Raw genomic sequence first — 21,113 nt, 5'->3', positions numbered from 1 at the left:
CCCCAGCAGAGGTCGGCCGGGCACCCGCCCCGCCCGGCCGGCCTCTGCCCCCTTTGGCCGCACGACGTGTCGTCCGATTTTCCGCCCGGCGCATCTGCTCCAGGCTGGCGTGGTGCTGTACGTAGATGTCTACGTCTTTATGGGCTCCGAGACGCCAGCCGCCCCTTTGAGCACCGATCAGTCACCAGACACCCCTCGAAACGCCTGAACCGTGCTCAAGGCCGCACACCCGACCACCCTTGAGCACCCATCAGTCGTTTTCAGGCCCGATCCGTGACTGAACCGTGCTCAAGGCGCCTGCCGGGGTCGTGCGGAAACCGGCTGGCTGGGCTGAGGGGGTGCGCCGGCCGGTGATGAACACCGGCTGGGCTGGGGAGCGCTACCCCACCTGATTCGGCAGGTAGCACTCCCCAACTCCAGTAACGGATGCCAAATCCACGTCCGCAAACCGACCGACCGCAGCGGCCATTAGCTTCAGGGATGTCTGTCCTTGTGACGATTGGTGTGCAGGTGGCCGCGGGCGGCGGCAACGGCGATCCAGGGGACGGCGGTGAGGGTGCCGGCGGCCATCAGGATGAGCGCCGGGCGGAGGCCGAGGGCTGAGCCGAGGAAGCCGCCGGTCAGGCCGCCGAGGGGGCCCGGGCCCCATTCGATCAGGCGGATGACGGAGCCGACGCGGCCGAGCAGGCCGGGATCGACGGTGTGCTGCAGCATGGTGGCGCGGATGATGATCAGGTAAACCACGCCAAGACCCAGCGACAACTGCCCTAGGCCGATCATCGCAAGTACGAGGGGCTTCGGGCCGGTGGCGAAGGGGATGAGGAGTTCGCCGCCGAGCAGGATTGCTGCGATGACTGTGGTCCAGGTGGTGCCGAAGCGGCGGCTGATCGGCGTGGTGATCACTCCAGCCAGCAACGGGCCGATCGAGCCGAGTACGGCGATGAGGCCGATGGCGGCCGGAGACAGGCCGAGCTCGCGGACGGCGTACAGGATGTAGAGGGCGAGGACGCCCCAGTGGAAGAAGTCGAAACTCCCCTTGCCGAGGGTGATGGCGACGATGCCGGGCTGCTGCCGGAAGGCTGCGAACCCTTCCTTGATTGACAGTCTGAGGTGGGTCTTTTCGGTGACCGGCGCTGGGTCGGGACCTCGGCCGGCGGCCTGTAGTGCTGCGGCGACGAAGAACGAGGCGGCGTCGACCGCGATCGCAATGGGTGCCGTCAGCAACTGAACCAGTACGCCGCCCAGACCCGGGCCGGCGACTGCGGTGACCGAGTCGGTGAGGGCGATGCTGCTGTTCGCGGCCGTCAGTTGTCGTCGGTCGGTGACGAGCACTGGAACGTAGGCGTTGTGCGCAAGCCCATAGGCCAGTGCGAGCGTTCCCACCGCAAACGTCACCAGGTAGAGCTGCCCCATCGTGAGCACCCCGAAGGCCGCCGCCAACGGCACGGTCCCGATCAGGACTCCCTGGCCGATATTGGCCCAGAACAACAACCGCCCGCGCCGAAGCCGATCGACGTACACGCCGAGAAAGACCGCCAGCAACAAGCTCGGCAGCGACTCGAGCGCGGTCAGCGCACCCATCTCCGTCGGACCAGCAGACAGGGCGATGACGGCGATCAGCGGAATCGCGAGCTCACTGACCTGCGTTCCCGCATTGGAGAGCAACTGAGCACTCCAGAAGAACGCAAACGGCCGATTCCGCCGCAACGGAACGACCCCGGACTGCGACACCCGCGGCCTCTCCTTGGCTCTGTTGAGCCTCGAGTATGGCTGCGGGTGCCGCCGCTGACTACTGGATTACTGGCCGTTCCAGGTTGCTAGGACTCGGAGTTTGTTCCAGGGGATGTGGCTGAGCGGGCCGGCGCCTAGGCCTGCCTTGTCGAGGACGCCGCCGGAGCGCATGCCGTTGCCTGGCGTCTGCCAGGGGGAGCGGTTGGGGTCGGTGAGGTCGTCACCGGCTACGCCGATGCCGCTGATGGGGCCGGGGCCGCCGCTGTCGAGGACGTAGCCGCCGTACTTCTGCATGGTCACGCAGATCATCTTCTCGCCGGCCGAGGCTCCGGACAGTCCGGCGCAGTTGACGGACGGGTCGAGTTGGAGGCGGGCGCCCATCGGGACGCAGGAGGAGCCGGAGGTGTGGCCGTCGGATTTGCCGGCGGGCTTGCGGAAGTTGCCGCAGCTCTTGGTGGAGGTGAAGTAGAGGGCGTGGTTGATGGCGCCGGTGGCGATTTCGCTGTTCAGGATGAAGCCGGCTCCGGCCTGTACTTCGGCCCCGGTGCCGACACCGGAGATCTTCGACTCGGTACCGCCGCCGCTGGCGGCCGGCCACGTTCCGCCGCAGTAGCCCTTCCAGGTGCCGCCGGCCTTGGTGGCGCCCCAGATCGACTTCACCGTCTTGTCGTCCTTGTTGTAGACGACGATCCACGAGTCGGCGTTGTCATCGTCCTCGACACCCGGGAGTTCGCGGGTCGCGTTGTCGGGGATGTGGATACCGTCGCCGACCGAGCAACCCCAGTCCTCGCTGAACTCCGGGTGGTAGACCGGGTCGGAGTTGCTGGCGGTGAAGACGGTGATCTGCCAGTCCGGACCGTTCAGCTTCGGGGTGTTGCTGCCGATGCTGTTGACGATCGCCGCCGAGTTCGAGTCCAGGCGCGGGTTGGCGCCGATCTCGGACCGGAAGTAGTTCGCCGAGCCGTCGGCGCCGGTGAACAGTTCGTTCGGGCCGGGCTGCCGCGGGTCCCAGTCGCCGGTCGGCGGGGTCGGTGTGGGAGTTGGGGTCGGCGTCGGCCCGGTGCTGCCGTACTCGTAGGCGCCGATGTCGAAGCCGTTGCCGACTGGTCGAGCGCCACCGTCCCGGTCGGTCGGCGGGGCATTCGTCGCGCTGCCCGCATCGATCGCCGCGGTCGCCGTGGCCTTGAGCTTGTAGTCGCCGTTGGACGGGTCCACGAAGCCGGGGTCACTGGTCAGGTTCTTCTCGGACGAGAACGGTCCGCCGATCCCGGTCGAGTTGGCGGCGAAGATCGTGTTCCGTACGACGTTGCCCGAGCCGGAGACCTCCGAGGCACCGACGATGCCGGGTTTGGGGTTGTTCGCGAGGGTGTTGTTGATGATCGAGATGCCCGAGATCGTTCCGCTGCTCTCCTTCCAGAACGAGATGCCGCCGCCCGCGTTCTTGGCGGAGACGTTGTTCAGGATCTTGATGTTCTGCGCTTTCCGCGACTCCGAGTAGTCCTCGACGGCGACCGCGATCCCGGCCTTCGTCGACTCCTTGGCCCCGTACGACGTGTTGCCGTTCACCTCGACCCCGGACGAGGAGTCGACGTAGATGTTCGGCCCGCGGTTGTTGGCGACGACGTTGTTGAGGATCAGGCCGGCCGCGTTGTCGTTGTACTTGGCGTCGATCCCCTCCTCGCCGTTGTCGTGCACGTAGTTGTTCTTGACGACGAACCGGGTGCTCCAACCGATCGAGATTGCCTCGTTGTCGGCGCTGGTGCCCTTGTCGTTGTTGTGGTGGATGTCGCAGCCGTCGACGACCAGGTCGCTTCCGCTCAGCAGCACCAGGCCGCCGTTGGACGACGACGACACCTCACACCTGGTGAAGGTGATGTGGCTGACCTCGGAGCCGTAGACGCCGTGCGTCGGCGACTTCGTCACCGCGATCCCGTCGAACTTCAGCCACGATTTCCCGTCGAGGTTGAGCAGACCATTTCCCGACTTCAGCGACTTGTTGCCATCCAGTACGACGCGGGCTCCGGGCGCGGCCTGGTAGGTGATCTCCTGCCCCGACGCGCCGCTCTTCGGCTTCAGGGACTCTTGATAGGTCCCTGCTGAGATCAGGATCGTGTCACCCGGCTGCGACGCGTTGGCCGCGGCCTGGATGGTGCTGTACTGCCCTCCCGACTTGGCCACCGTCAGGGTGCGGCCAGCGGCATCGGCCGAGTTGGCAATGGCGAGTGGTAGACCAAGAACCATCAGGCCGGCGATCGAGAGACCGGCCACTTTCCTTCTTTTCATCGGATTCCTTCGCGGTTGTGGGCGTTAGCCGCAGGGACAGCCACCGTCCCGTAGTCCCCTGAAATCTCCCTGACCAGGAGATGACCTGGGCACCCTTTGTCCGCTTCCTGCCGATAGTTTCCTATATGATGTATGATCAAGCGTGCTTGATGTGACGGAGTTCGGGGCGGACAACTCAGGAGCCGCCGACAGTACGGCGGCGGTGGCCGCGGCGCTCGAGGCCGCGAAACGCCTGCCGGGATTGAAGAAAGTGGTCTTCCCGCAAGGCACTTATCAGTTCTATCCAGACCTGGCGGCCGCGCACGAGCTATACCTCTCGAACACGGCCGGCGCCGATCCGGCGGTTCGCTTCAAGCGGTTCGCGCTCTACCTCGAAGACCTCGACGACCTGACCATCGACGGCCAGGGATCGCATTTCCAGTTGCATGGTCAGCTCGGTCTGTTCGCCGTCATCGGATCCAGCCGGGTGACCCTGACAAACTTCGCATTCGACCACTCGGCTCCCCGGATCATCGACCTGACCGTCGTCGAGACCGGCCCGGGCTACCGCATCGTGTCCGTCCCGCCAGGCAGTCCGTACGTCGTCGAGAACGGTCAAGTGTCGTTCCAGACCGAGCCCAGCCCGTACGACGGTCAGCCGTACTGGCGGCATTCGTCGGATCAACTCTCCAACGGCCAGCAGGTGTTCGACCCCGTGGCGGGTCTGGCGAGCCGTCGCCCGGCGTGGTTGTTCCAGAACGTCGTGTCGGTGACCGATCTCGGCGACCGGTGGTTGCGGATCGACTACCGCGACGAGGTGACACCGGACGGGCTCGGATTGGTCTACTCGTTGCGCGAGGTCACCCGGGACACAGCGGCCGGATTCATCTGGCAGTCGAAGGATGTCGCGGTCACCGATCTGAAGGCGCGGTATCTCCACGGTTTCGGCATCCTCGGCCAGTTCAGCGAGAATATCGTTGTTTCGGGCAACGAGTTCGTTGCCGACCGGTCCACCGGCCGGATCGCAGCGGCGTTCGCGGACTTCGTCCAGATGTCAGGCATCAAGGGCAGCGTGACGATCACCGGCAACACCTTCGACGGCGCGCACGACGACGCGATCAACATTCACGGGACATACCTTCCGATTGCCTCGGTCGATGGGCGCACACTGCACCTTCGCTATGCCCACAACGAGACGGCCGGCTTCCCGCAGTTCGCCGTCGGTGACGAGCTCGAGATCACTCATTGCACAAGCCTGCGCGCAGTCGGCCAGGCCATGGTGACGGCGGTGACCGGACCAACCGGGCGGGACTCCAACTCCCTCACGACGATGAGTGTCACCATCGACCGCGACGTGCCGGCCGAAGTTGTAGCGGGCGCGTTCGCGGTCGAGAACATCACCTTCACGCCGTCGGTTCACATTGCCGGAAACACCTTCCGCAACATCCCCACCCGCGGAGCCCTGGTCTCCACGCGCCGGAAGGCCGTCATCGAGGACAACGTCTTCGACGGCCTGGACATGTCCGCGATCCTGATCACCGCCGACGCCTCGGGCTGGTTCGAGTCCGGCCCGGTCCGCGACCTGACGATCCGCCGCAACACCTTCCGTCGGCCCGCCGCGGGCCACGCCAGCATCCTGATCAACCCGGAGAACACAGTCGTCGACGCGGCGACCCCGGTTCACGAGAACATCCGGATCGAGGACAACACCTTCGAAGGCGGCCTGCTGGTCGAGGCCAAGAGCGTCCGGAACCTGTCCATTCGCAACAACCACGTCCAGGGCGAGATCACCGACGACAGCTTCCGCTTCACAGCCTGCTCCGAAGTGACCGTCGACTAGTACTCCGAGCAGAAGCAGCCGACGCCCCGGTCGATCCATTCAGGGAGCCGCCAGTCCGGGTGCCGCTCGATCAGGAGCGCCCGGACCTCCTCGGCGATCGTCTCCTCCGGTACGGCGGAATCCCGGCGTACCCAGGTTTCGTCGCGCAACTCGGTCAGGTAGTCGCGGACGTCAGCGAGCAACCGCGCATCGCCGACCGAGCCGTGCCCTGGCACCACGATCGCCGGATTCTCGCCGTACAAGCGTTCCATGACCTTGATCCAGCGCACCCCGGAGACGTCTGTGTCGTGCGGTGGGAACCACGGGAAGATCGCGAACTGACCGGTCTCGACGAGATCGCCGGTGAACATGACCGAGGAATCCGGCACCGTGATGATCTGGTCGCCACGACTGTGTGCCCGTCCGGTCGCCTGCAGCTCGACAACCCGACCCCCGAGGTCGAGCGAGTGGGCAGCGTCGTAGACCACATCGGGCGTCGGCAGCTCGACACCTTCCAGCTCGCGAGCAACCGGCGTACCGAGGTCGCGGAACATCGCGAGATATCCCGCGCCCTTCTCGGCCAGATCGGTCGCCTGGGCAGAGTTGACCAGGTACGTCGCCTCGCCCGCGAAGGCGGCTGCGCCAAAAGCGTGTTCCGGGTGGAAGTGGGTCGATGTCAGGTACAGCCGCCGACCCGCGGCGTACGAGGTGGCGAACTTCAGCACCATCTCGGCGTTCCGCGGCCCGAGCCCGGTGTCGACGACGAGGACGGCTTCGGAGCCGCCGATCAGGCCGATGTTCGGGACGAGCCCGACGTCCTGGTTGGGGATCACCACCAGGTCCCGCGCGAGTTCCTGAACGGTGGACGTGTCGACTGTTGTCATACCGACAGCGTCGGTCCGGGAGCAGCGCACCGTCCAAGACTTCTTCCGCAGCGCCGATACCCGCTGGGTATCATCGCTGGTCATGGACCTGCGAACGCTGCGCTACTTCGTGGCGGTCGCCGAAGAGCTGCACTTCGGCCGCGCCGCGAGCCGCCTGCACATGAGCCAGCCGCCGCTCAGCCGCGCGATCCGCCAACTCGAAGCAGACCTCGGTACGACGCTCCTGAATCGCTCCGCCGCCGGGGTGTCGCTCACCGCGGCCGGGGCGACGCTGTTGACCGAGGCGCGCAACCTTCTGGCGCAGTCCGAGCAGGTCCGTGCCCGCGTCACCGCAGCGGCCAGTCTGACGGTCGGAATCCTCGCCGACAGCACCGATCCCGGCATCGCCCGCCTCGCCGACAGCTATCGCCGGCTGCACCCCAACGTCACGATCACCATCCGCGAGGCCGACCTCACCGACCCGACCTGCGGGCTTCGGTCCGGCTTGGTCGACGTTGCCATCACGCGCGCACCCTTCGACCGATCCGGCCTCCAGTTGCACGAACTCCGCAGCGACCCGCTGGGCGCCGTACTGCGGGTTGACGATCCGCTGGCGTCGCGTGAACAGCTCAAACTGGCCGACCTGGCTGATCGCCCGTGGTTCCAGTTCCCGCCTGGGACCGACCCGCTCTGGCAATCCTTTTGGAACGCCGGTGAGCCGCGCGAGGGACCTATCGTCCGAGCCGTCCAGGAGTGCCTGCAAGCAGTTCTCTGGAACGGCACAATCGGCCTGGCCCCGCTCGGCCATCACCTGTCCGCCGAGCTGGTCGTCGTACCGGTCGAGGACCTGCCGCCGAGCCCGGTGGTCGCCGCGTGGGCCGACCCGAACCCCCTGATCCAAACCTTCGTCCAGCTGGCCAGAACGGCATACGGCGCCTCCCCCGAGTAGATCCGGGGAAGGCGCCGTGGGGGTGCTCAGATCAGTTGAACAGGCCCAGGAGGCCGTGGCTCCAGTTGCCGTGACCGTGGCCGCTGTAGCGCGAGCTGATCTCGACGTAGAGGCCGATGACGATGTTCAGGCCGGAGTGGTACATGTGCTTCTCCTTCGAGAGGGTGAATCGCCGACGGGTCCGCATGACGGGTCTGGACTCGAAGCTGGAAGCGACGCGAGCAGTTTGTTGCTCACGGCTACCAATTCGGGGCGGGGCCAGGCCCGGATGGGTACGAGTTTCCGACCCATCCGCGGCGGCGTCGGCTCCGAAGGAGGGGCATGGCGACGAGATCAGTACGACGACCAGCCGGAGTGCTCGGCGGAGTTCTGGCGGCCGGAGCCGCGCTCGCGATCGGGTATCTGGTCGCAGCCATCACCGGCGGTCCCTGGCCGGTGGATGCGGTCGGAGTGCAGGTCATCGACATGGCTCCGGGGCCGGTGAAGGACTGGGCCGTCCGCGAGCTCGGCACGAACGATCGACCGCTTCTGCGGCTCGGCATCTGTGTGACGCTGACCGTGATTGCGGGTCTGGCGGGGTTCATCGCCAGCCGCGGCGGTCGCCGACCGCAGCAGATCGCGGTCGGTATTGCGGCGGGTCTGGGCCTGGTCGGCCTTGCGTTCGCGATCTTCAGCCGCTCAGCCGCGACCAGCGTGATCGACCGCGTGCTGCCGTCGATCGCGACGCTGATTGTTGCCGTCGTCGGGATGTTCCTGGTCACCCAGGCGTTCAAGCCCAACCTGCTCCTCGAATCGCCCACCCCGCGCGAGAAGGAGCAGCCGGAGGGATTCGACCGGCGGCGCTTCCTCATCACCGTGTCCGCGCTGGCGGTTGCCGGCGGGGCGGCATGGTCGGCGACCAAGGTGCTGCCGGTTCGCGCCGGTGCCGCGCTGCGGGACAAGTTCAAGGTGCCGATTCCGGCCGACCGGGCGGCCGCCGTACCGGCTGGGGTGCAGGTCGACGTACCGGGCATCAGCAACTTCGTCACCCCGAACCCGAAGTTCTACCGCGTCGACACCCTCCTCGAAGTGCCGCGCATCGACCCCGACAAGTGGGAGCTGCGCATCCACGGCATGGTCGACAAGGAACTGCGCCTCAACCTCGCCGATCTCGTCGACCGTCGCCTGATCGAGCGCGACATCACCCTCACCTGCGTCTCCAACGAAATCGGCGGCCCGTACGTCGGCAACGCCCGCTGGATCGGCGTTCCGATCAAGGACCTGCTGGCCGAAGCCGGTGTGAAGTCCGGAGCCGACGCCGTGAAGTCGACGAGCGTCGACGGACTGACCATCGGTACGCCGATCTCCGCGCTCACCGACGGTCGGGACGCGATCCTCGCCGTCGCGATGAACGGCGAACCGCTCCCGTTCGAGCACGGTTTCCCGGTCCGCATGGTCGTCCCGGGCCTGTACGGCTACGTGTCGGCCACCAAGTGGCTCGTCGACTTCGAGGTCACCCGCTTCCAGGACTTCAGCGCCTACTGGACCGACCGCGGCTGGGCCGCCGAGGCCCCGATCAAGACCGCCTCCCGCATCGAGGTCCCGAAGGGTTTCGCAACCCTCAAGGCCGGCCCTGCCGTCGCCGCCGGTGTCGCCTGGGCACAGCGGCGTGGCATCAAGAAGGTCGAGGTCCGCGTCGACGAGGGCGAATGGCAGCCCGCGAAACTCGCCGCCGAGGACACCATCGACACCTGGCGCCAGTGGACCTTCAAGTGGGACGCAACCCCCGGCATGCACCGCCTCACGGTCCGCGCCACCGACGGCAAGGGCGAACTCCAAACCACCGAGCTGGCCGCACCCCGCCCAAACGGTTCCTCCGGCCTGCACGACGTCGTTTTCTCCGTTGAATAAAAGAAACTTCGGCAAACCGTGAACGCGAGCTCCTCGACCGGCGTACTCACTCCCGTCATCCCCCCGGATTCGAGGAGCTCGTGATGAAGAGATCGTTGGCCACTGCCGTTGCCTTGGGCACCATGTTCGCCACCGGCCTGACCGCCGTACCGATGGCTTCGGCAACTAATCACAAGGCCGCACTGGACGTGTATGTGCTGGAAAGCAATGGCACGTTGAGTATTCGCGACTCGCAGCGCCCGTTGCTGGCCGAGCACCGGGTCAAGGTGCGCGGCCTCAACGCCAAGGATCGCCTGGCCGGGATCGACGTACGCCCCGCCACCGGTCAGCTCTACGCGATCGCCACGTCCGGCCAGCTCTACACGCTGAACGTCAAGACCGGCCGAGCCACAACAGTCGGTACGGCGACCACTCCGGTCGGCAGCAAGGTCGGTTTCGACTTCAACCCGACGGTCGACCGGATCCGGGTTGTCGCAAGCAACGGCCGCAACCTGCGCCTGCACCCCGACACCGGCGCTGTCGCGGGCACCGACGTCAACCTCGCCTACCCGTCCGGCGGATCCGCGCCGAAGGTCGCAGCCGCGGCGTACACGGACAGCTTCGCCGGCGCGACGACCACCGGTCTCTACGCGCTCGACGCACAACGAGACACGCTGGTCACCCAAGGATCACTACCCGGTACGACGCCTGCCGTGTCCCCGAATACCGGCCAGCTGTTCACCGTCGGCCGACTCGGCACGGGCATCTCGGCGGTGAACGGTTTCGACATCACCGGCAAGGGCCGCACCGCCGGGTCGTACGACGCTCGTGATTACGCCGCGATTGCCGCCGTACAGGGTGAGCATGGGTTGTTCAGCGGTTCGAAGCTGGTCCGTGTCGACCTGCGGACCGGGCGGACCACGCCGCTGCTGGCTCTTGGGCTGGGCGAGGTCGTCGGCCTCGCTTACGCCGCTCGCTGAGCTGATGCCGACGCCGCCGCGCCGTCTGCGGACCGAGCACGACCTCAGCCGGGATGACGGCGTCCGCGCGGCGTACGCCGAACATGGCGCCGAGCTCTATCGGTTCGCCCTGCGGCAGTTGGACGACGAAGGCGCTGCCACCGATGTCGTCCAGGAGACCTTCGTTCGGGCCTGGCGGGCGGCGGACCGGTTCGATCCGTCGCTGGCCAGCCTGCGGGTCTGGCTGTTCGCGATCGCCCGGAATCTGGTCGTCGACGAGTCGCGGCGGCGGGCGGCTCGGCCGGTCACTCCGCAACCACCGGAGCTGCTCACCGAGCTCGGACCGATCACCGAGAGTACGGATGAGACCGCCGTACTGAGTTGGCTCGTGGAGGAAGCGCTGCAGCGGATCAGACCCGAAGCCCGCTCGGCGCTGGTCGAGACCTATCTGCGCGGACGCCCGTACGACGAGGTTGCGGCCGAGCAGGGGGTTCCGGTCGGTACGTTGCGGAGCCGGGTGTTTTACGGCCTGAAGGCGTTGCGACTGGCGATGGACGAGATGGGAGTGGAGCTGTGAACATCGAAGATCACCGGCGGCTCCGGGAATCGCTGGGTGCCTTTGCCCTGGATCAGTTGAGCCCGGGGGAGCGAACCGCGGTCCAGGCCCATCTCGATGGCTGTGCCGATTGCCGGGCCGAGCTTGCGGAGATCCTGCCGTTGGCTGCGCCGCTCAAGCTGGTGGATCCCGCTCGGCTCGATCAGGATCCGGGAGCCCCGCCGGCCTGGCTCGAAGGGTCGATTCTCGGGGCGATCAAGGCGGAGCCACGCCGTACCGGGCGATGGTGGTTGGCCGCTGCGGCTGCTGTTTTGCTGATCGGTGGAGCGGGGATCGGCTATGCCGTTGCGCCTGATCCGCCGAAGATTCCGTTGGAATCCGTGCAGGTGACTGCGGTCGCTGCCGGGGTTCGGTCGACGGCGGATGTTGTCCCGCACACGTGGGGGATGGAGATCAAGCTGGTGGGCACGGGGTTCGCGCCGGGCAAGAAGTACCACGTGGTGGTGCTCGACGGGCAGGGCAAGGTTGCTCCCGCGGGCGAGTTCATCGGGACCGGTGCCAAGCAGATGTCGTGCAACCTGAACTCGGCTGTTCTGCGGGCTGACGCGCGCTCGTTCGAGGTCCTCGACGAGACTGATCAGGTCATTCTGCGCGGACAGGTCTGAAGGGGGAGTGCTGCTGCACTCCCCCTTTTCGTCAAGCATCTAGTTCTTACTGAACTGTCAGTTCTTGAAGGCGTCCTTGACCTTCTCGCCGGCGCCCTTGAGGTCGGCCTTCGACTGGTCGACCTTGCCCTCGGCCTCGAGGGTGTCGTCGCCGGTCACCTTGCCGACGGCCTCCTTGGCCTTACCGGCCAGGTCCTCAGCGGCGTTCTTGGCCTTGTCCACGAAGCTCATCGTCGTCCCTTTCGAAGCTTGGATGTCGTCGTAGAGACACGGCGAACGCTGGGAACGTCACGGTCGATCGGTTGTGGCGAAGCTCACCAGCTATCCGACGCGGGCGGCCAAGGCGGTCGGGTCGGCGCCCGGGGTGCGCTTGGCGCCGACGGTCCACAGACGAGTGCCGGCCGAGCGGACGCCGGTCAGAGTGCCGACCTTAGGAGCTGGCGCGGTGGTTTCGACGAAGGCGCCGTTCTTCAGCGTGAGCACGTAGGGGTGCTCGGTGATGATGTTGTCGGCCTCGGTGAACTTCTCGCCGACCGCGATCGGCTGCTTGTTGTGGATCGTGATGTCGTAGAGCTGGGCGAAGATCTGCGGAGTAGCGACCTGGCTCCACGCCTTGCCGTCGTAGTGCAGGACGAGCGGCCGCTCACCCTTCGAGGTGTGAGCGACGCCGGACGCCCAGATGTCCTTCGGCCCGGTCGCGACCAGGTTGGTGGGGATCTGCGAACCATCAGCCGGTACGTCGTCCACCAGCTTCCACGTCTTCCCATCGAAATGGGCCATGCCGCCGTTCAATCCCAGCCAGGCGTTCGTTGCCGAGAGCACCGTCAGGGTGTTGCCGTTGATGGAGTTCTCCAGCCCGGCGGTCAGTGGCTGCCAAGCACCCTTGGCGTAGCGGTAGACGACGGCTCGCTCGCGACCGTCGACGTCCGCCCAGCCGGAGATCCACGGCGTTCCATCCGGTGCGATCGTCACGTCACTGAAGGCTCCGGTCGGCACGGCCGGTCCCGGTACGACGCTCCACGCCGTACCGTTCCAGCGCATCGCCAGCGGCTTGGACTTGGCGCGGTCGTCGCCGACTGCCCAGACCTCCTTCGCGCTGACCACGGCCACGGCGCTGAGGGTCGCGTTCGTGCGGACCGGCTGCGGTGTCTCGACCCAGCGCGTGCCGTTCCAGCGGAACGCCAGGGGGCGTGTGTCTTGATAGGAGTCGATCAGATTGCTGCCGACGGCCCAGGTTTCGTTGCCCTTAGCATCGATGTCGTCGAGGGTCGACGGCTGCGATTTCGTGGGCGTCACCGTCCAGGCCAGTGCGGCCTGCGCGGTCAGCGTCGGCGCCATCAGGACGGCGGCGAGGGTGGCGGTCAGTATGGTCTTGCGGAGGCTCATCGGTTCAGGTTCTTTCCGTAGTTGGCGGCCGGGAAACTCCAGCCCTGGTTGTCGGCCAGCTCGACGAGTTGGTCGATGGACAGCGGCGGTTCCGGGCGGCTCGGGCTGCCCTTCGTGCCGGTGCCGCTCGTGCTGGTCAGATTGATGGCGCGGCGGTCCGGATACTCGAGCACCACTGCGTTGTAGACGAGTCGGCCCTCGGCACCTCGGTAGGACCTGAGGAAGGTGCCGTCCGGCCGGACCTTGCAGTTCTGGCTCGGTGGCTGGTCGGTGCAGTTCGGGTCGTACTTGACCGTCTGGATGCCCATCTCGAGCCAGGCCTTGCCGTGCCCGTCGTCGATGAACAGGCCAGCAGCGATGAAGTCGTCGCCCCAGGTCTTCGCGCCGGAGGTCTGCAGCCCAGGCAGCAGTTTCTTCAGTGTGCGCAACGTCTGGGCAGGACTGGCCGGTGGCAGCGGGACCGGTTTCGTCGGCGAGGTTTTGGCCGCGGGCGTACTCGGCCCGGCTATCGGCGGCAGGCTCGCGCGCGGCCCGATCTGCGCCTGGACAACCGCCACTCCACCGACGGTCAGCGCGACGGCCGCCGCGCTAGCCACGACACTCAGGACCCGTCGCCGACGTCGCCGTACGACGCCTCTCCGGATCCCGCGCTCCACGAGATCGGGGTAGCGGGGCTCAAGGGTCTCGGTGGCGCGCCGCATCAATTCCGGCAGCCGGTCGTCTGTCTCCATGGGTTCCTTCTCCTGCATGTTCACAGTGCGATGACCGCCTCGTCGCCAAGAACAGCGCGCACCCGAACCAGCGCCCGCGCGGTCCGGTTCTTGATCGCTCCGGCGCTCTTGCCGAGATCGCCGGCCACTTGTTCGACACTGCGATCTTCGAAGAACCGCAGTACCAACACCGCCCGATCCAGTGCAGGCAACCCCTCCAGCGCCTGCATCACCAAGAGCCGCAACTCGTGATCGTCATCTGAGACCGCCTGCTCCGGTACGACGTCTGTCGGCCGCTCGTGCCAGCTCCGCCGACGCCGTTGCGAGATGAAGGTTCGGGTCAGCACGGTCTGCGCGTACGCGGCCGGCTTCTCCATCCGCCGCACTCGCCCCCACACCGGGAACAGCTTCCCGAGCGTCTCCTGCACCAGATCGTCCGCGTGAAACGAGTCCGCCGTCAGCAACCACGCGGTCCGATAGAGCTGATGCGTGTTCGCCCGCGCAAACGCCTCGAAGTCGACCTCGGGAGAGCTCATCGCCGTCACACCCCTACCAACGCATTGAGACACCCATCGCGTCACACCGCCTCGGCAAACTACTTCCCACTAAGAGGGCGTCTGGGAACTCCACGCCTACTGCGCAGCACTCGGCACGGCACCTCGCCGCACTGGGGCGAAGGCCACGATGGAAAAACATCGAGGCCTTCGCCCCAGCACGCCGAGCTACCGCACCGAGCACTTGCTCGCTACGGCGTGCAGTTCCCAGACGCCCTCTGAGGCCACTAGCGGTCAGATTCGTTGACCGTGCGTATCGGCGACTGCCATGGTTTGGACCCGCCTCGGACGACTGGGGAATCATCGTGCGCACTCTGATTCTGTTGGCCTCTGCTCTCTTGCTCACCTCGACGCCGCTCACCGCAGCCGCCGGCCCGACCGCCGATCCGCAGGTGACGAGCCTGCGGACGAACAACCTGAGCGAACCACTCGCGATCGCGTCCGGTACGCCGCGGCTCAGCTGGCAGTTGTCGGCGGCTCGGCGTGGGCTGAGCCAGCAGCGTTATGAGGTCCACGTCGCGTCGACCGCCGACAAGCTGCAAACCCCAGATGTCTGGAACAGCGGTCAGGTCACGTCCAGCCAGTCGGTCGACGTCCCGTACGGCGGTCCCGCGCTGGCCCGCTATTCGGCGTATCACTGGACTGTCCGCATCTGGGACGAGACCGGTACGGCGTCCGCGTGGAGTCCGGCGGCGAAGTTCGAGACCGGCGCATTGCAGCCGTCCGATTGGGCTGGTGACTGGGTCGGCGCTGATGACGCGGTCGGTCCGGAGTGGACCGACTACACGATCGACACCGATGTCAGCGTGCAACGGGATGCGCTCGGGGTCTACTTCCGCGGCCGGTACATGTGGCAGCTGAATACGACCGAGGGGCGGATGCGGCTGCGGCCGCACGTTCGGCAGGCCGACGGATCGTACGTCGTACTGGCTGATGTTGATGTTGCTGCCGACTTGCGGCCGCGCAACAATCTGCGGATCACCGTGTCTGGTCAGACGATCACCACATGGATCAACGGGCAGCAGGTTGATCAGCGGAATCGATCCGACGTCAATGCCGCCGGGCTGATGGGCTTCCGTGTCCATGGTGACGAGGAAGGTCTCGTCCAGCGGCTGAAGGTGACGAACGCGGCGGGAACCGTGCTGATCGACAGCGCCTTTCCTACTTACGATCAAACCTTCCCGGTGGGGTACGTGCGCGCCGCTGGTGGGTTGTTGGTCAAGCGTGCTTCGGGCACTGACTTGGAGCTCTGGCCGACGAACCCGGCGAATCCCTTGTTCCGCAAGGACATTTCGCTGCCCGCAGGTAAGACCGTCGTGCGCGCCCGGCTGCACGCGGCCGCCCAAGGCATCTATGAGATGCGCATCAATGGGGTGAAGGCCGGCGACCACGAGCTCGCCCCTGGCTGGACGGACTACCGCCAGCGCATCCAGACCCAGACATACGACGTGACCTCGTTGGTCCGAACCGGTGCGGCGAATACCATCGGCGCGGAACTGGCCAGTGGCTGGTTCAGCGGTCACGTCGGTATGTTTTCGCCGAATCGCTACGGCACCCGAACCGCCCTGACTGCGCAACTGCGAGTCACGTATAGCGACGGCAGCACGGATGTCTTCGGCACGGATTCAAGTTGGCGGACGAGCACAGGCGCCGTACGGGCTGGGTCTTTGTTGCATGGCGAGACGTACGACGCCCGCGCGGCGCAGGCGGGTTGGGACAGGCCGGCCTATCCGGCGGTCGGCTGGCAGCCAGTCCAGGTGCGGCCATCGGCGACTGCGTTGCTGGTGCCGCAGACGGATCAGCCGGTGCGGGTCACACAGCAGTTGACGGCCACGGCCATTGCGTCGAATGTGCCGGGAACGTTCTTGTACGACCTCGGGCAGAACATGGTCGGCGTCCCGCAGATCACGCTGACCGGGACGCCTGGGCTGACTGTGCGCCTGCGGTTCGCCGAGGTGCTAGACAAGGACGGCAACTTCTACACCGCCAACCTGCGTAGTGCGCGAGCCACGGATTACTACACCTTTGCGAGCAGTTCACCCGAGACCTATCGGCCGCGATTCACCTTCCACGGCTTCCGGTACGTCGAGATTGCGGGCCTGCCCGCGGCGCCGCCGGCCAGTGCGTTGAAGGGGCTCGTGCTGGGCGCCGACGCCGAACGGACCAGCCAGCTCACGACGAGTTCGCCGTTGGTCAACAAGCTGCAGAGCAACATCACCTGGGGCCAGCGCGGAAACTTCCTCTCGATCCCGACCGACACTCCGGCCCGCGACGAGCGGCTGGGCTGGACCGGTGACATCAATGTCTTCGCGCGAACCGCCGTCTACAACCAGGACTCGCAGGCTTTCCTGAGCAAGTGGCTGCGCGACCTGCGGCTCGAGCAGCGAACCAACGGCGCGTATCCGAGCATCGTGCCGACAGTCCCGGAACAGTTCGACGGCGGCAACAACAACTCCGGCTGGGCTGACGCCGGCGTGAACCTGCCGTGGACACTCTGGCAGGCGTACGGCGACACCGGGATCATCAGCGAGCAGTTCGATTCGATGAAGCGGTACGTCGATTCGCTGGCCACCGGCGCTTCCGGATTCATTCGTCCCGGCGGCGATTACAACGACTGGCTGAGCTTGGAGAGTTCGGCGAGCGATACGAACCTGATCGGTACAGCGTTCTACGCCAAGAGTGCTCGCCAGCTCAGTCAAATGGCGACCGCGATTGGTCGCACCGCCGATGCGGATCGCTATCAGCGGTTGTACTCCGATATCCGCAACGCCTTCATGACAAGGTTTGTTGCGGCTGATGGTCGGGTGAGCAAGGGCAATCAGACCGACTACATCCTTGCCATCACCAACGATCTGATTCCGGCCGACAAGGTAGAGGCCGCTGGCAACCATTTCGCCAATAACGTTGCGTCGGCCGGGCACCTGAAGACCGGGTTCCTCGGTGTCGACGGACTGCTACCGGCGCTGACGAAGGTTGGGCGGACGGACCTCGCGTACATGCTCCTCCAGCGGACCGAATACCCCTCGTGGGGCTACGAGATCGGCAAGGGCGCCACCACGATCTGGGAGCGCTGGAACTCGATCAACCCCGACGGAACCTTCAACGACGTCGGTATGAACTCCTTCAACCACTACGCGTACGGCGCCGTCGGTCAATGGATGTACGGCACGATGGCCGGCGTTTCAGCCGCCGAGCCCGGCTATCGCAAGGCGGTGATCGCGCCGGCACCCGGTCCTGGGATCAACTTCGCCGACTTCAAGTACAGAACGCCGTACGGCGAGATCGCCAGCCGCTGGGATCGCGTCGGCACGGACGGTCTGAAGCTTGCCGTGACAGTGCCGGGGAACACGACAGCCGTCGTACGGATTCCGGCGTCGGACCCGAGTCTGATCACCGAAGGCGGTGGCGCGCTGGCGTCCGCGCCGTACGTGAGCAACATCGTGGATGAAGGCGACACGGTGGCGGTGACTGTTGCTGCGGGCAATTATGTGTTCGCTGTCCGAGGTGTCGAGGGTGCCACCGATTATGTCGACCTCGGTGCGGCGGCCTCTGAATCAGCACACGGCCTCACCGCCGCGCCATCCTCGGGCACCGGCACCGAAGCCGGGCGCACCCGCCGGTACTCAGGTCTGCAGGTCCCCGGTTCCTGGTTCGAGTTCGACCTTCGCATTCAGGCCGGCCAGCCCTTCGTCATGCGCCTGGTCGAAACCTTCGACCAGGCGCAGGTGAAGGACTACGAGGTGCGGATCAACGGCGTACTGGTCAATCACCGCGTGAACAACCGGTCGAAGGGCGGGCTCGACACCTATCAGTTCCTGGTCGACAACCCGGCGCTGCTGACCAATCCGACCATCCGCGTCCGCATCCAGCACAACGCGGCCGCCTCCGGCTACGACCCGTCGCTGTCCGACGTCTGGGCGCTCCCGCGGACCTGAGCCGGAACGAGTGCCATCAGACCAACCCGTAGTGCGTCTCGGTCTTGCTCGTTCAGACCGCTGAACAGCTCTTGATCGAGACGCTCCGCGGCCGCGCTCGCCTCGGCCAGCAACTGCTTCCCGTGCTCGGTGACTTCGAGGCGGGCGGCGTGCCCGTGCCCCGGAAGGGTGCGCTGCACCGCGCCCTGCGCCTCGAGCGCCCGGACGGTCGCGTGCATGCTCTGCGAGGTGATCCCGGCGCGGCGAGCCAGGTCGGAGTACGACAGGTCGGGGCGGTGCGAGAGGTGAGCCAGCGCGCCGTAGTGCCGCAAGGTGAGGCCGACGGTCGCGAGCTCGTCCTCCACCCGCCGGGTCAGCGCCCGTCCAGCGGCCACCATCATCAGCGCCACGGATCCGCCGCCTGTCCTTTCACCCGCCATACGTGAACCCTACCGCCTTGGCATGATGCATCAGTCTGGCTTACAGTCTGCCTGATACTTCTCGTCATCCCTGGAGGACCACCGTGTCGAAGGCACTCACCGTCGGAATCCTCGTCGCGCCCGGCTACGCCGTCTGCGACGTGGTCGGACCGCAGACCGTTCTCGGCGTCCAGCCCGGAGCCGAACTGCACCTGCTGTGGAAGAACCGCGAAACGGTCACCGGCTGGCCGACGTTCCCGACCGTGCCGACCACGGACTTCGCCCATTGCCCCGAGGAACTCGACGTACTGGCCGTCGGCGCCGTCGCCCCCGAGGTGGTCACGGACCCGGAGGTCATCGAGTTCTTCAAAGACGCCGCCAGCCGCGCCAAGCATGTGATCGCGGTCTGCGGCGGTGTGCTGCTCGCAGGTACGGCGGGTCTGCTGGCCGGCCGCCGAGCGACCACGAACTTCCACATCATCGAGCTGCTGTCGGCGTTCGGCGCCATCCCGGTCGAAGGCGGTGAGGTCGTCCGGGACGGCAACCTGTGGACGGCCGGTCCGGCGTCGGCGTCGTACGAGGCCGCGCTGCTCGTGCTGGCCGAACTCAGCGGCGAGCAGGCCGCGCGGGAAGCCGAACTGGACCTCGAATACGCGCCGCACCCGCCCTTCGGCACCGGTAGCCCCGCGCTGGCCGGGCCGGAGATGACCGCAGATTCGATGCGGCGGATGCAGGCTCTACTCAACCTAGACCCGGCCGAGTCGCTCCGGGACGGACTCCGGAAAGCTGCTTCTCGATGACCAAAGTCCTGCTCACCCTGCACGTCCTGGCGGCGATCCTCGCGGTCGGCCCCGTAGCGGTCGCCGCCAGCATGTTCCCCGCCGTAGCCCGCCGCGTAACCACGGGCGAGGACATCTCCACCGTCCGCCTGCTCCACCGGATCTGCACCGTCTACGCCCTAGTCGGCATCGCCGTCCCCCTGCTCGGATTCACCACCGCCAACGTGATGGGCGTCCTCACCAGCCCCTGGCTGATCGCGTCAATCATCCTCACCGCCGCAGCCGCCGCCGTACTGGCTCTCGTAGTCCTACCCCAACAAAAAGCCATCCTCGAAACCCTCACCACCACCAAAACCCTCGCCCCCCGAGCCGGCCCCCGCCTAGCCATGTCCACGGGCATTTTCAACCTCCTCTGGGCCGCAGTCACCGTCCTCATGATCGTCCGCCCCGGCTCCACCACCGGCGCCTAACCCCACACGAAGCACTGCAGGTACGGCGATTGCCCGCGGCAGCTCGCGCTTGCGGGCTGCCGCCGGGCGCGCGGGTTGGACTACCTGCAGTTGTTAGTGCTGCCGCCGTTGGTGGGAATGGCGGCGCAGCCGACTGGTCCGCCGCGCACTGGATCTGAGGGTCGGCGTGCACGAAGGACTGCAGGTACGGCGGTTGTCGGCGGCGCGTCGGGAGTACCTGCAGTTGCTAGTGCTCGCCGCCATTGGTGGGATGGAGGCGCAGCAGGCTCGCCCGCCGCGTGCTGAATCAGCCGGTTGGCCAGCATGAAGCACTGCAGGTACGGCGGTTCTCGGCGGAGGCTCGCGCTGCCGGGGCAGCCCCTGGGCAAGGTGAGCAGGCGGACCTGCAGTTGTTAGTGCTGCCGGGCTGGCGCGGTCTGCGGCTGCCCGCTGGCCCGCGGGTTGTTGAGCCGGTCCGCGTGCACGAAGAACTGCAGGTACGGCTGCCGTCCACCGCGGAATGCGCTGGCGGGCAGGCACGGGGCGCGCGGGTTTGGGCTACCTGCAGTTGTTGGTGCTTGCCCGTTGGGTGGGGATGGAGGCACGCTCGGCTGGTCCGCCGCGCGCTGGATTTGGGGGTTGGTGTGCACGAAGCACTGCAGGTGGGGTGGCTCCTGCCGACCTGTCGCGCTCCCAGGTCTGAGCCGGGCGCGCGGAGCTAGACCACCTGCAGTTGCTAGTGCTGCTGCGCTGGTGGGGTTGGTACGGCATCTGATGGCGCGATCTTGTGGCTTGGTGAGCGTGCGGCAGGCGGTCGCCGTACACGAAGGACTGCACGTACGGCGGTTGTCGGCGGCGGGTCGCGTTTGTGGGCTGGTGTCGGGCGCGCGGGCTGGGAGTACCTGCAGTTGTTAGTGCTGCCGCCGTTGGTGGGAATGGCGGCGCGGCAGGCTGGTCCGCCGCGCGCTGGATTTGGGGGTCGGTGTGCACGAAGCACTGCAGGTATGGCGGCTCCTGCCCGCCTGTCGCGCTCCCGGGTCTGAGTCGGCGGTGCGGATCGAGACCACCTGCAGTTGCTGGTGCCGCCGTCCGGCTAGCGACGGCACGGGAGACGGAGGCGCACCGGGCTGGTCCGCCACGCGCTGGATCTGGGGGCGGCGTGCACGACGGACTGCAGGTACGGCGGTTTCGGCGGCGGATCGTGCTGCCGGGGCGCTGTTGGGCGGGGT

At 66.7% G+C, this 21,113-nt stretch carries 17 protein-coding genes; 9 read left to right on the top strand and 8 right to left on the bottom strand.

What is annotated here, in order from left to right; all coding sequences use genetic code 11:
- Nucleotides 1–474: 474 nt before the first annotated feature.
- Both E1263_RS34825 and E1263_RS34820 read right to left on the bottom strand, forming a co-directional pair.
- Entirely contained in the window at nt 475–1,731 is a 1,257-nt protein-coding gene (locus tag E1263_RS34825; protein WP_132175302.1) for an MFS transporter, read from the bottom strand.
- 66 nt (nt 1,732–1,797) lie between these two features.
- On the bottom strand, nt 1,798–4,014 hold the full coding sequence (locus E1263_RS34820) for a right-handed parallel beta-helix repeat-containing protein (protein ID WP_132175300.1): 2,217 nt from the start codon (nt 4,012–4,014) through the stop codon (nt 1,798–1,800).
- 142 nt (nt 4,015–4,156) lie between these two features.
- Between E1263_RS34820 and E1263_RS34815 the strand changes: the two genes are divergently transcribed.
- Nucleotides 4,157–5,833, top strand: coding sequence for a right-handed parallel beta-helix repeat-containing protein (locus E1263_RS34815; RefSeq protein WP_132175298.1), 1,677 nt, complete (start codon nt 4,157–4,159; stop codon nt 5,831–5,833).
- On the opposite strand, the gene E1263_RS34810 is transcribed toward E1263_RS34815, so the two are convergent.
- Nucleotides 5,830–6,696, bottom strand: a complete 867-nt coding sequence (locus E1263_RS34810) for an MBL fold metallo-hydrolase (RefSeq protein ID WP_132175308.1) — start codon at nt 6,694–6,696, stop codon at nt 5,830–5,832. The genes E1263_RS34815 and E1263_RS34810 overlap by 4 nt on opposite strands.
- Before the next feature lie 82 nt (nt 6,697–6,778).
- Here E1263_RS34810 and E1263_RS34805 point away from each other — a divergent pair, with 82 nt between their 5' ends.
- The 5 genes from E1263_RS34805 to E1263_RS34785 all read left to right on the top strand — a co-directional run bounded on the left by E1263_RS34805 (nt 6,779) and on the right by E1263_RS34785 (nt 11,673).
- The gene (locus E1263_RS34805; RefSeq protein WP_132175296.1) at nt 6,779–7,624 is read left to right on the top strand and encodes a LysR family transcriptional regulator; all 846 of its coding nucleotides are present in this window, start codon (nt 6,779–6,781) and stop codon (nt 7,622–7,624) included.
- A gap of 321 nt (nt 7,625–7,945) precedes the next feature.
- Nucleotides 7,946–9,514, top strand: a complete 1,569-nt coding sequence (locus E1263_RS34800; RefSeq protein ID WP_132175294.1) for a molybdopterin-dependent oxidoreductase — start codon at nt 7,946–7,948, stop codon at nt 9,512–9,514.
- A gap of 83 nt (nt 9,515–9,597) precedes the next feature.
- Complete coding sequence (locus tag E1263_RS34795; RefSeq protein ID WP_132175292.1) at nt 9,598–10,473, top strand: DUF4394 domain-containing protein; 876 nt, start codon at nt 9,598–9,600, stop codon at nt 10,471–10,473.
- A 4-nt stretch (nt 10,474–10,477) separates the two neighbouring features.
- Nucleotides 10,478–11,029 (top strand): sigma-70 family RNA polymerase sigma factor, encoded by a 552-nt coding sequence (locus tag E1263_RS34790; RefSeq protein WP_132175290.1) that lies wholly within the window; start codon nt 10,478–10,480, stop codon nt 11,027–11,029.
- On the top strand, nt 11,026–11,673 hold the full coding sequence (locus tag E1263_RS34785; protein ID WP_132175288.1) for an anti-sigma factor family protein: 648 nt from the start codon (nt 11,026–11,028) through the stop codon (nt 11,671–11,673). The genes E1263_RS34790 and E1263_RS34785 overlap by 4 nt, the downstream gene beginning before the upstream one ends.
- 57 nt (nt 11,674–11,730) lie before the next feature.
- Here E1263_RS34785 and E1263_RS34780 read toward each other — a convergent pair whose 3' ends face one another.
- The 4 genes from E1263_RS34780 to E1263_RS34765 all read right to left on the bottom strand — a co-directional run bounded on the left by E1263_RS34780 (nt 11,731) and on the right by E1263_RS34765 (nt 14,305).
- Nucleotides 11,731–11,904 carry a CsbD family protein gene (locus tag E1263_RS34780; RefSeq protein ID WP_132175286.1) on the bottom strand — a complete coding sequence of 58 codons (174 nt, stop codon included), beginning with the start codon at nt 11,902–11,904 and terminating at the stop codon, nt 11,731–11,733.
- 90 nt (nt 11,905–11,994) lie between these two features.
- A complete protein-coding gene (locus E1263_RS34775; RefSeq protein WP_132175284.1) occupies nt 11,995–13,059 on the bottom strand; it encodes a hypothetical protein in 1,065 nt (354 codons plus the stop codon).
- Nucleotides 13,056–13,790 (bottom strand): hypothetical protein, encoded by a 735-nt coding sequence (locus E1263_RS34770; RefSeq protein ID WP_132175282.1) that lies wholly within the window; start codon nt 13,788–13,790, stop codon nt 13,056–13,058. The genes E1263_RS34775 and E1263_RS34770 overlap by 4 nt, the downstream gene beginning before the upstream one ends.
- A gap of 20 nt (nt 13,791–13,810) precedes the next feature.
- Entirely contained in the window at nt 13,811–14,305 is a 495-nt protein-coding gene (locus E1263_RS34765; RefSeq protein ID WP_132175280.1) for a SigE family RNA polymerase sigma factor, read from the bottom strand.
- Nucleotides 14,306–14,628: 323 nt separating this feature from the next.
- Here E1263_RS34765 and E1263_RS34760 point away from each other — a divergent pair, with 323 nt between their 5' ends.
- Complete coding sequence (locus E1263_RS34760) at nt 14,629–18,258, top strand: family 78 glycoside hydrolase catalytic domain (RefSeq protein ID WP_238161823.1); 3,630 nt, start codon at nt 14,629–14,631, stop codon at nt 18,256–18,258.
- Here E1263_RS34760 and E1263_RS34755 read toward each other — a convergent pair.
- Nucleotides 18,213–18,677, bottom strand: a complete 465-nt coding sequence (locus E1263_RS34755) for a MarR family winged helix-turn-helix transcriptional regulator (protein ID WP_202869203.1) — start codon at nt 18,675–18,677, stop codon at nt 18,213–18,215. The two genes, E1263_RS34760 and E1263_RS34755, sit on opposite strands and share 46 nt — an antisense overlap.
- A gap of 83 nt (nt 18,678–18,760) precedes the next feature.
- Between E1263_RS34755 and E1263_RS34750 the strand changes: the two genes are divergently transcribed.
- Together E1263_RS34750 and E1263_RS34745 are read left to right on the top strand one after the other, a co-directional pair.
- Nucleotides 18,761–19,456 (top strand): DJ-1/PfpI family protein, encoded by a 696-nt coding sequence (locus E1263_RS34750; RefSeq protein ID WP_202869202.1) that lies wholly within the window; start codon nt 18,761–18,763, stop codon nt 19,454–19,456.
- The gene (locus E1263_RS34745; RefSeq protein ID WP_132175276.1) at nt 19,453–19,905 is read left to right on the top strand and encodes a DUF2269 family protein; all 453 of its coding nucleotides are present in this window, start codon (nt 19,453–19,455) and stop codon (nt 19,903–19,905) included. Before E1263_RS34750 ends, E1263_RS34745 begins: the two co-directional genes overlap by 4 nt.
- Nucleotides 19,906–21,113 lie beyond the last annotated feature (1,208 nt).

This window comes from Kribbella antibiotica, assembly GCF_004349055.1.
Taxonomy (GTDB): domain Bacteria; phylum Actinomycetota; class Actinomycetes; order Propionibacteriales; family Kribbellaceae; genus Kribbella; species Kribbella antibiotica.
This window is presented reverse-complemented; position numbering and strand designations above follow the sequence as displayed.

Bases quoted from the DNA above. Each gene is read 5' to 3' on its own strand.
- E1263_RS34820 (WP_132175300.1), bottom strand. From the start codon at position 4,014: ATGAAAAGAAGGAAAGTGGCCGGTCTCTCGATCGCCGGCCTGATGGTT.
- E1263_RS34810 (WP_132175308.1), bottom strand. From the start codon at position 6,696: ATGACAACAGTCGACACGTCCACCGTTCAGGAACTCGCGCGGGACCTG.
- E1263_RS34805 (WP_132175296.1), top strand. From the start codon at position 6,779: ATGGACCTGCGAACGCTGCGCTACTTCGTGGCGGTCGCCGAAGAGCTG.
- E1263_RS34800 (WP_132175294.1), top strand. From the start codon at position 7,946: ATGGCGACGAGATCAGTACGACGACCAGCCGGAGTGCTCGGCGGAGTT.
- E1263_RS34795 (WP_132175292.1), top strand. From the start codon at position 9,598: ATGAAGAGATCGTTGGCCACTGCCGTTGCCTTGGGCACCATGTTCGCC.
- E1263_RS34790 (WP_132175290.1), top strand. From the start codon at position 10,478: ATGCCGACGCCGCCGCGCCGTCTGCGGACCGAGCACGACCTCAGCCGG.
- E1263_RS34780 (WP_132175286.1), bottom strand. From the start codon at position 11,904: ATGAGCTTCGTGGACAAGGCCAAGAACGCCGCTGAGGACCTGGCCGGT.
- E1263_RS34775 (WP_132175284.1), bottom strand. From the start codon at position 13,059: ATGAGCCTCCGCAAGACCATACTGACCGCCACCCTCGCCGCCGTCCTG.
- E1263_RS34770 (WP_132175282.1), bottom strand. From the start codon at position 13,790: ATGGAGACAGACGACCGGCTGCCGGAATTGATGCGGCGCGCCACCGAG.
- E1263_RS34765 (WP_132175280.1), bottom strand. From the start codon at position 14,305: ATGAGCTCTCCCGAGGTCGACTTCGAGGCGTTTGCGCGGGCGAACACG.
- E1263_RS34755 (WP_202869203.1), bottom strand. From the start codon at position 18,677: ATGGCGGGTGAAAGGACAGGCGGCGGATCCGTGGCGCTGATGATGGTG.
- E1263_RS34745 (WP_132175276.1), top strand. From the start codon at position 19,453: ATGACCAAAGTCCTGCTCACCCTGCACGTCCTGGCGGCGATCCTCGCG.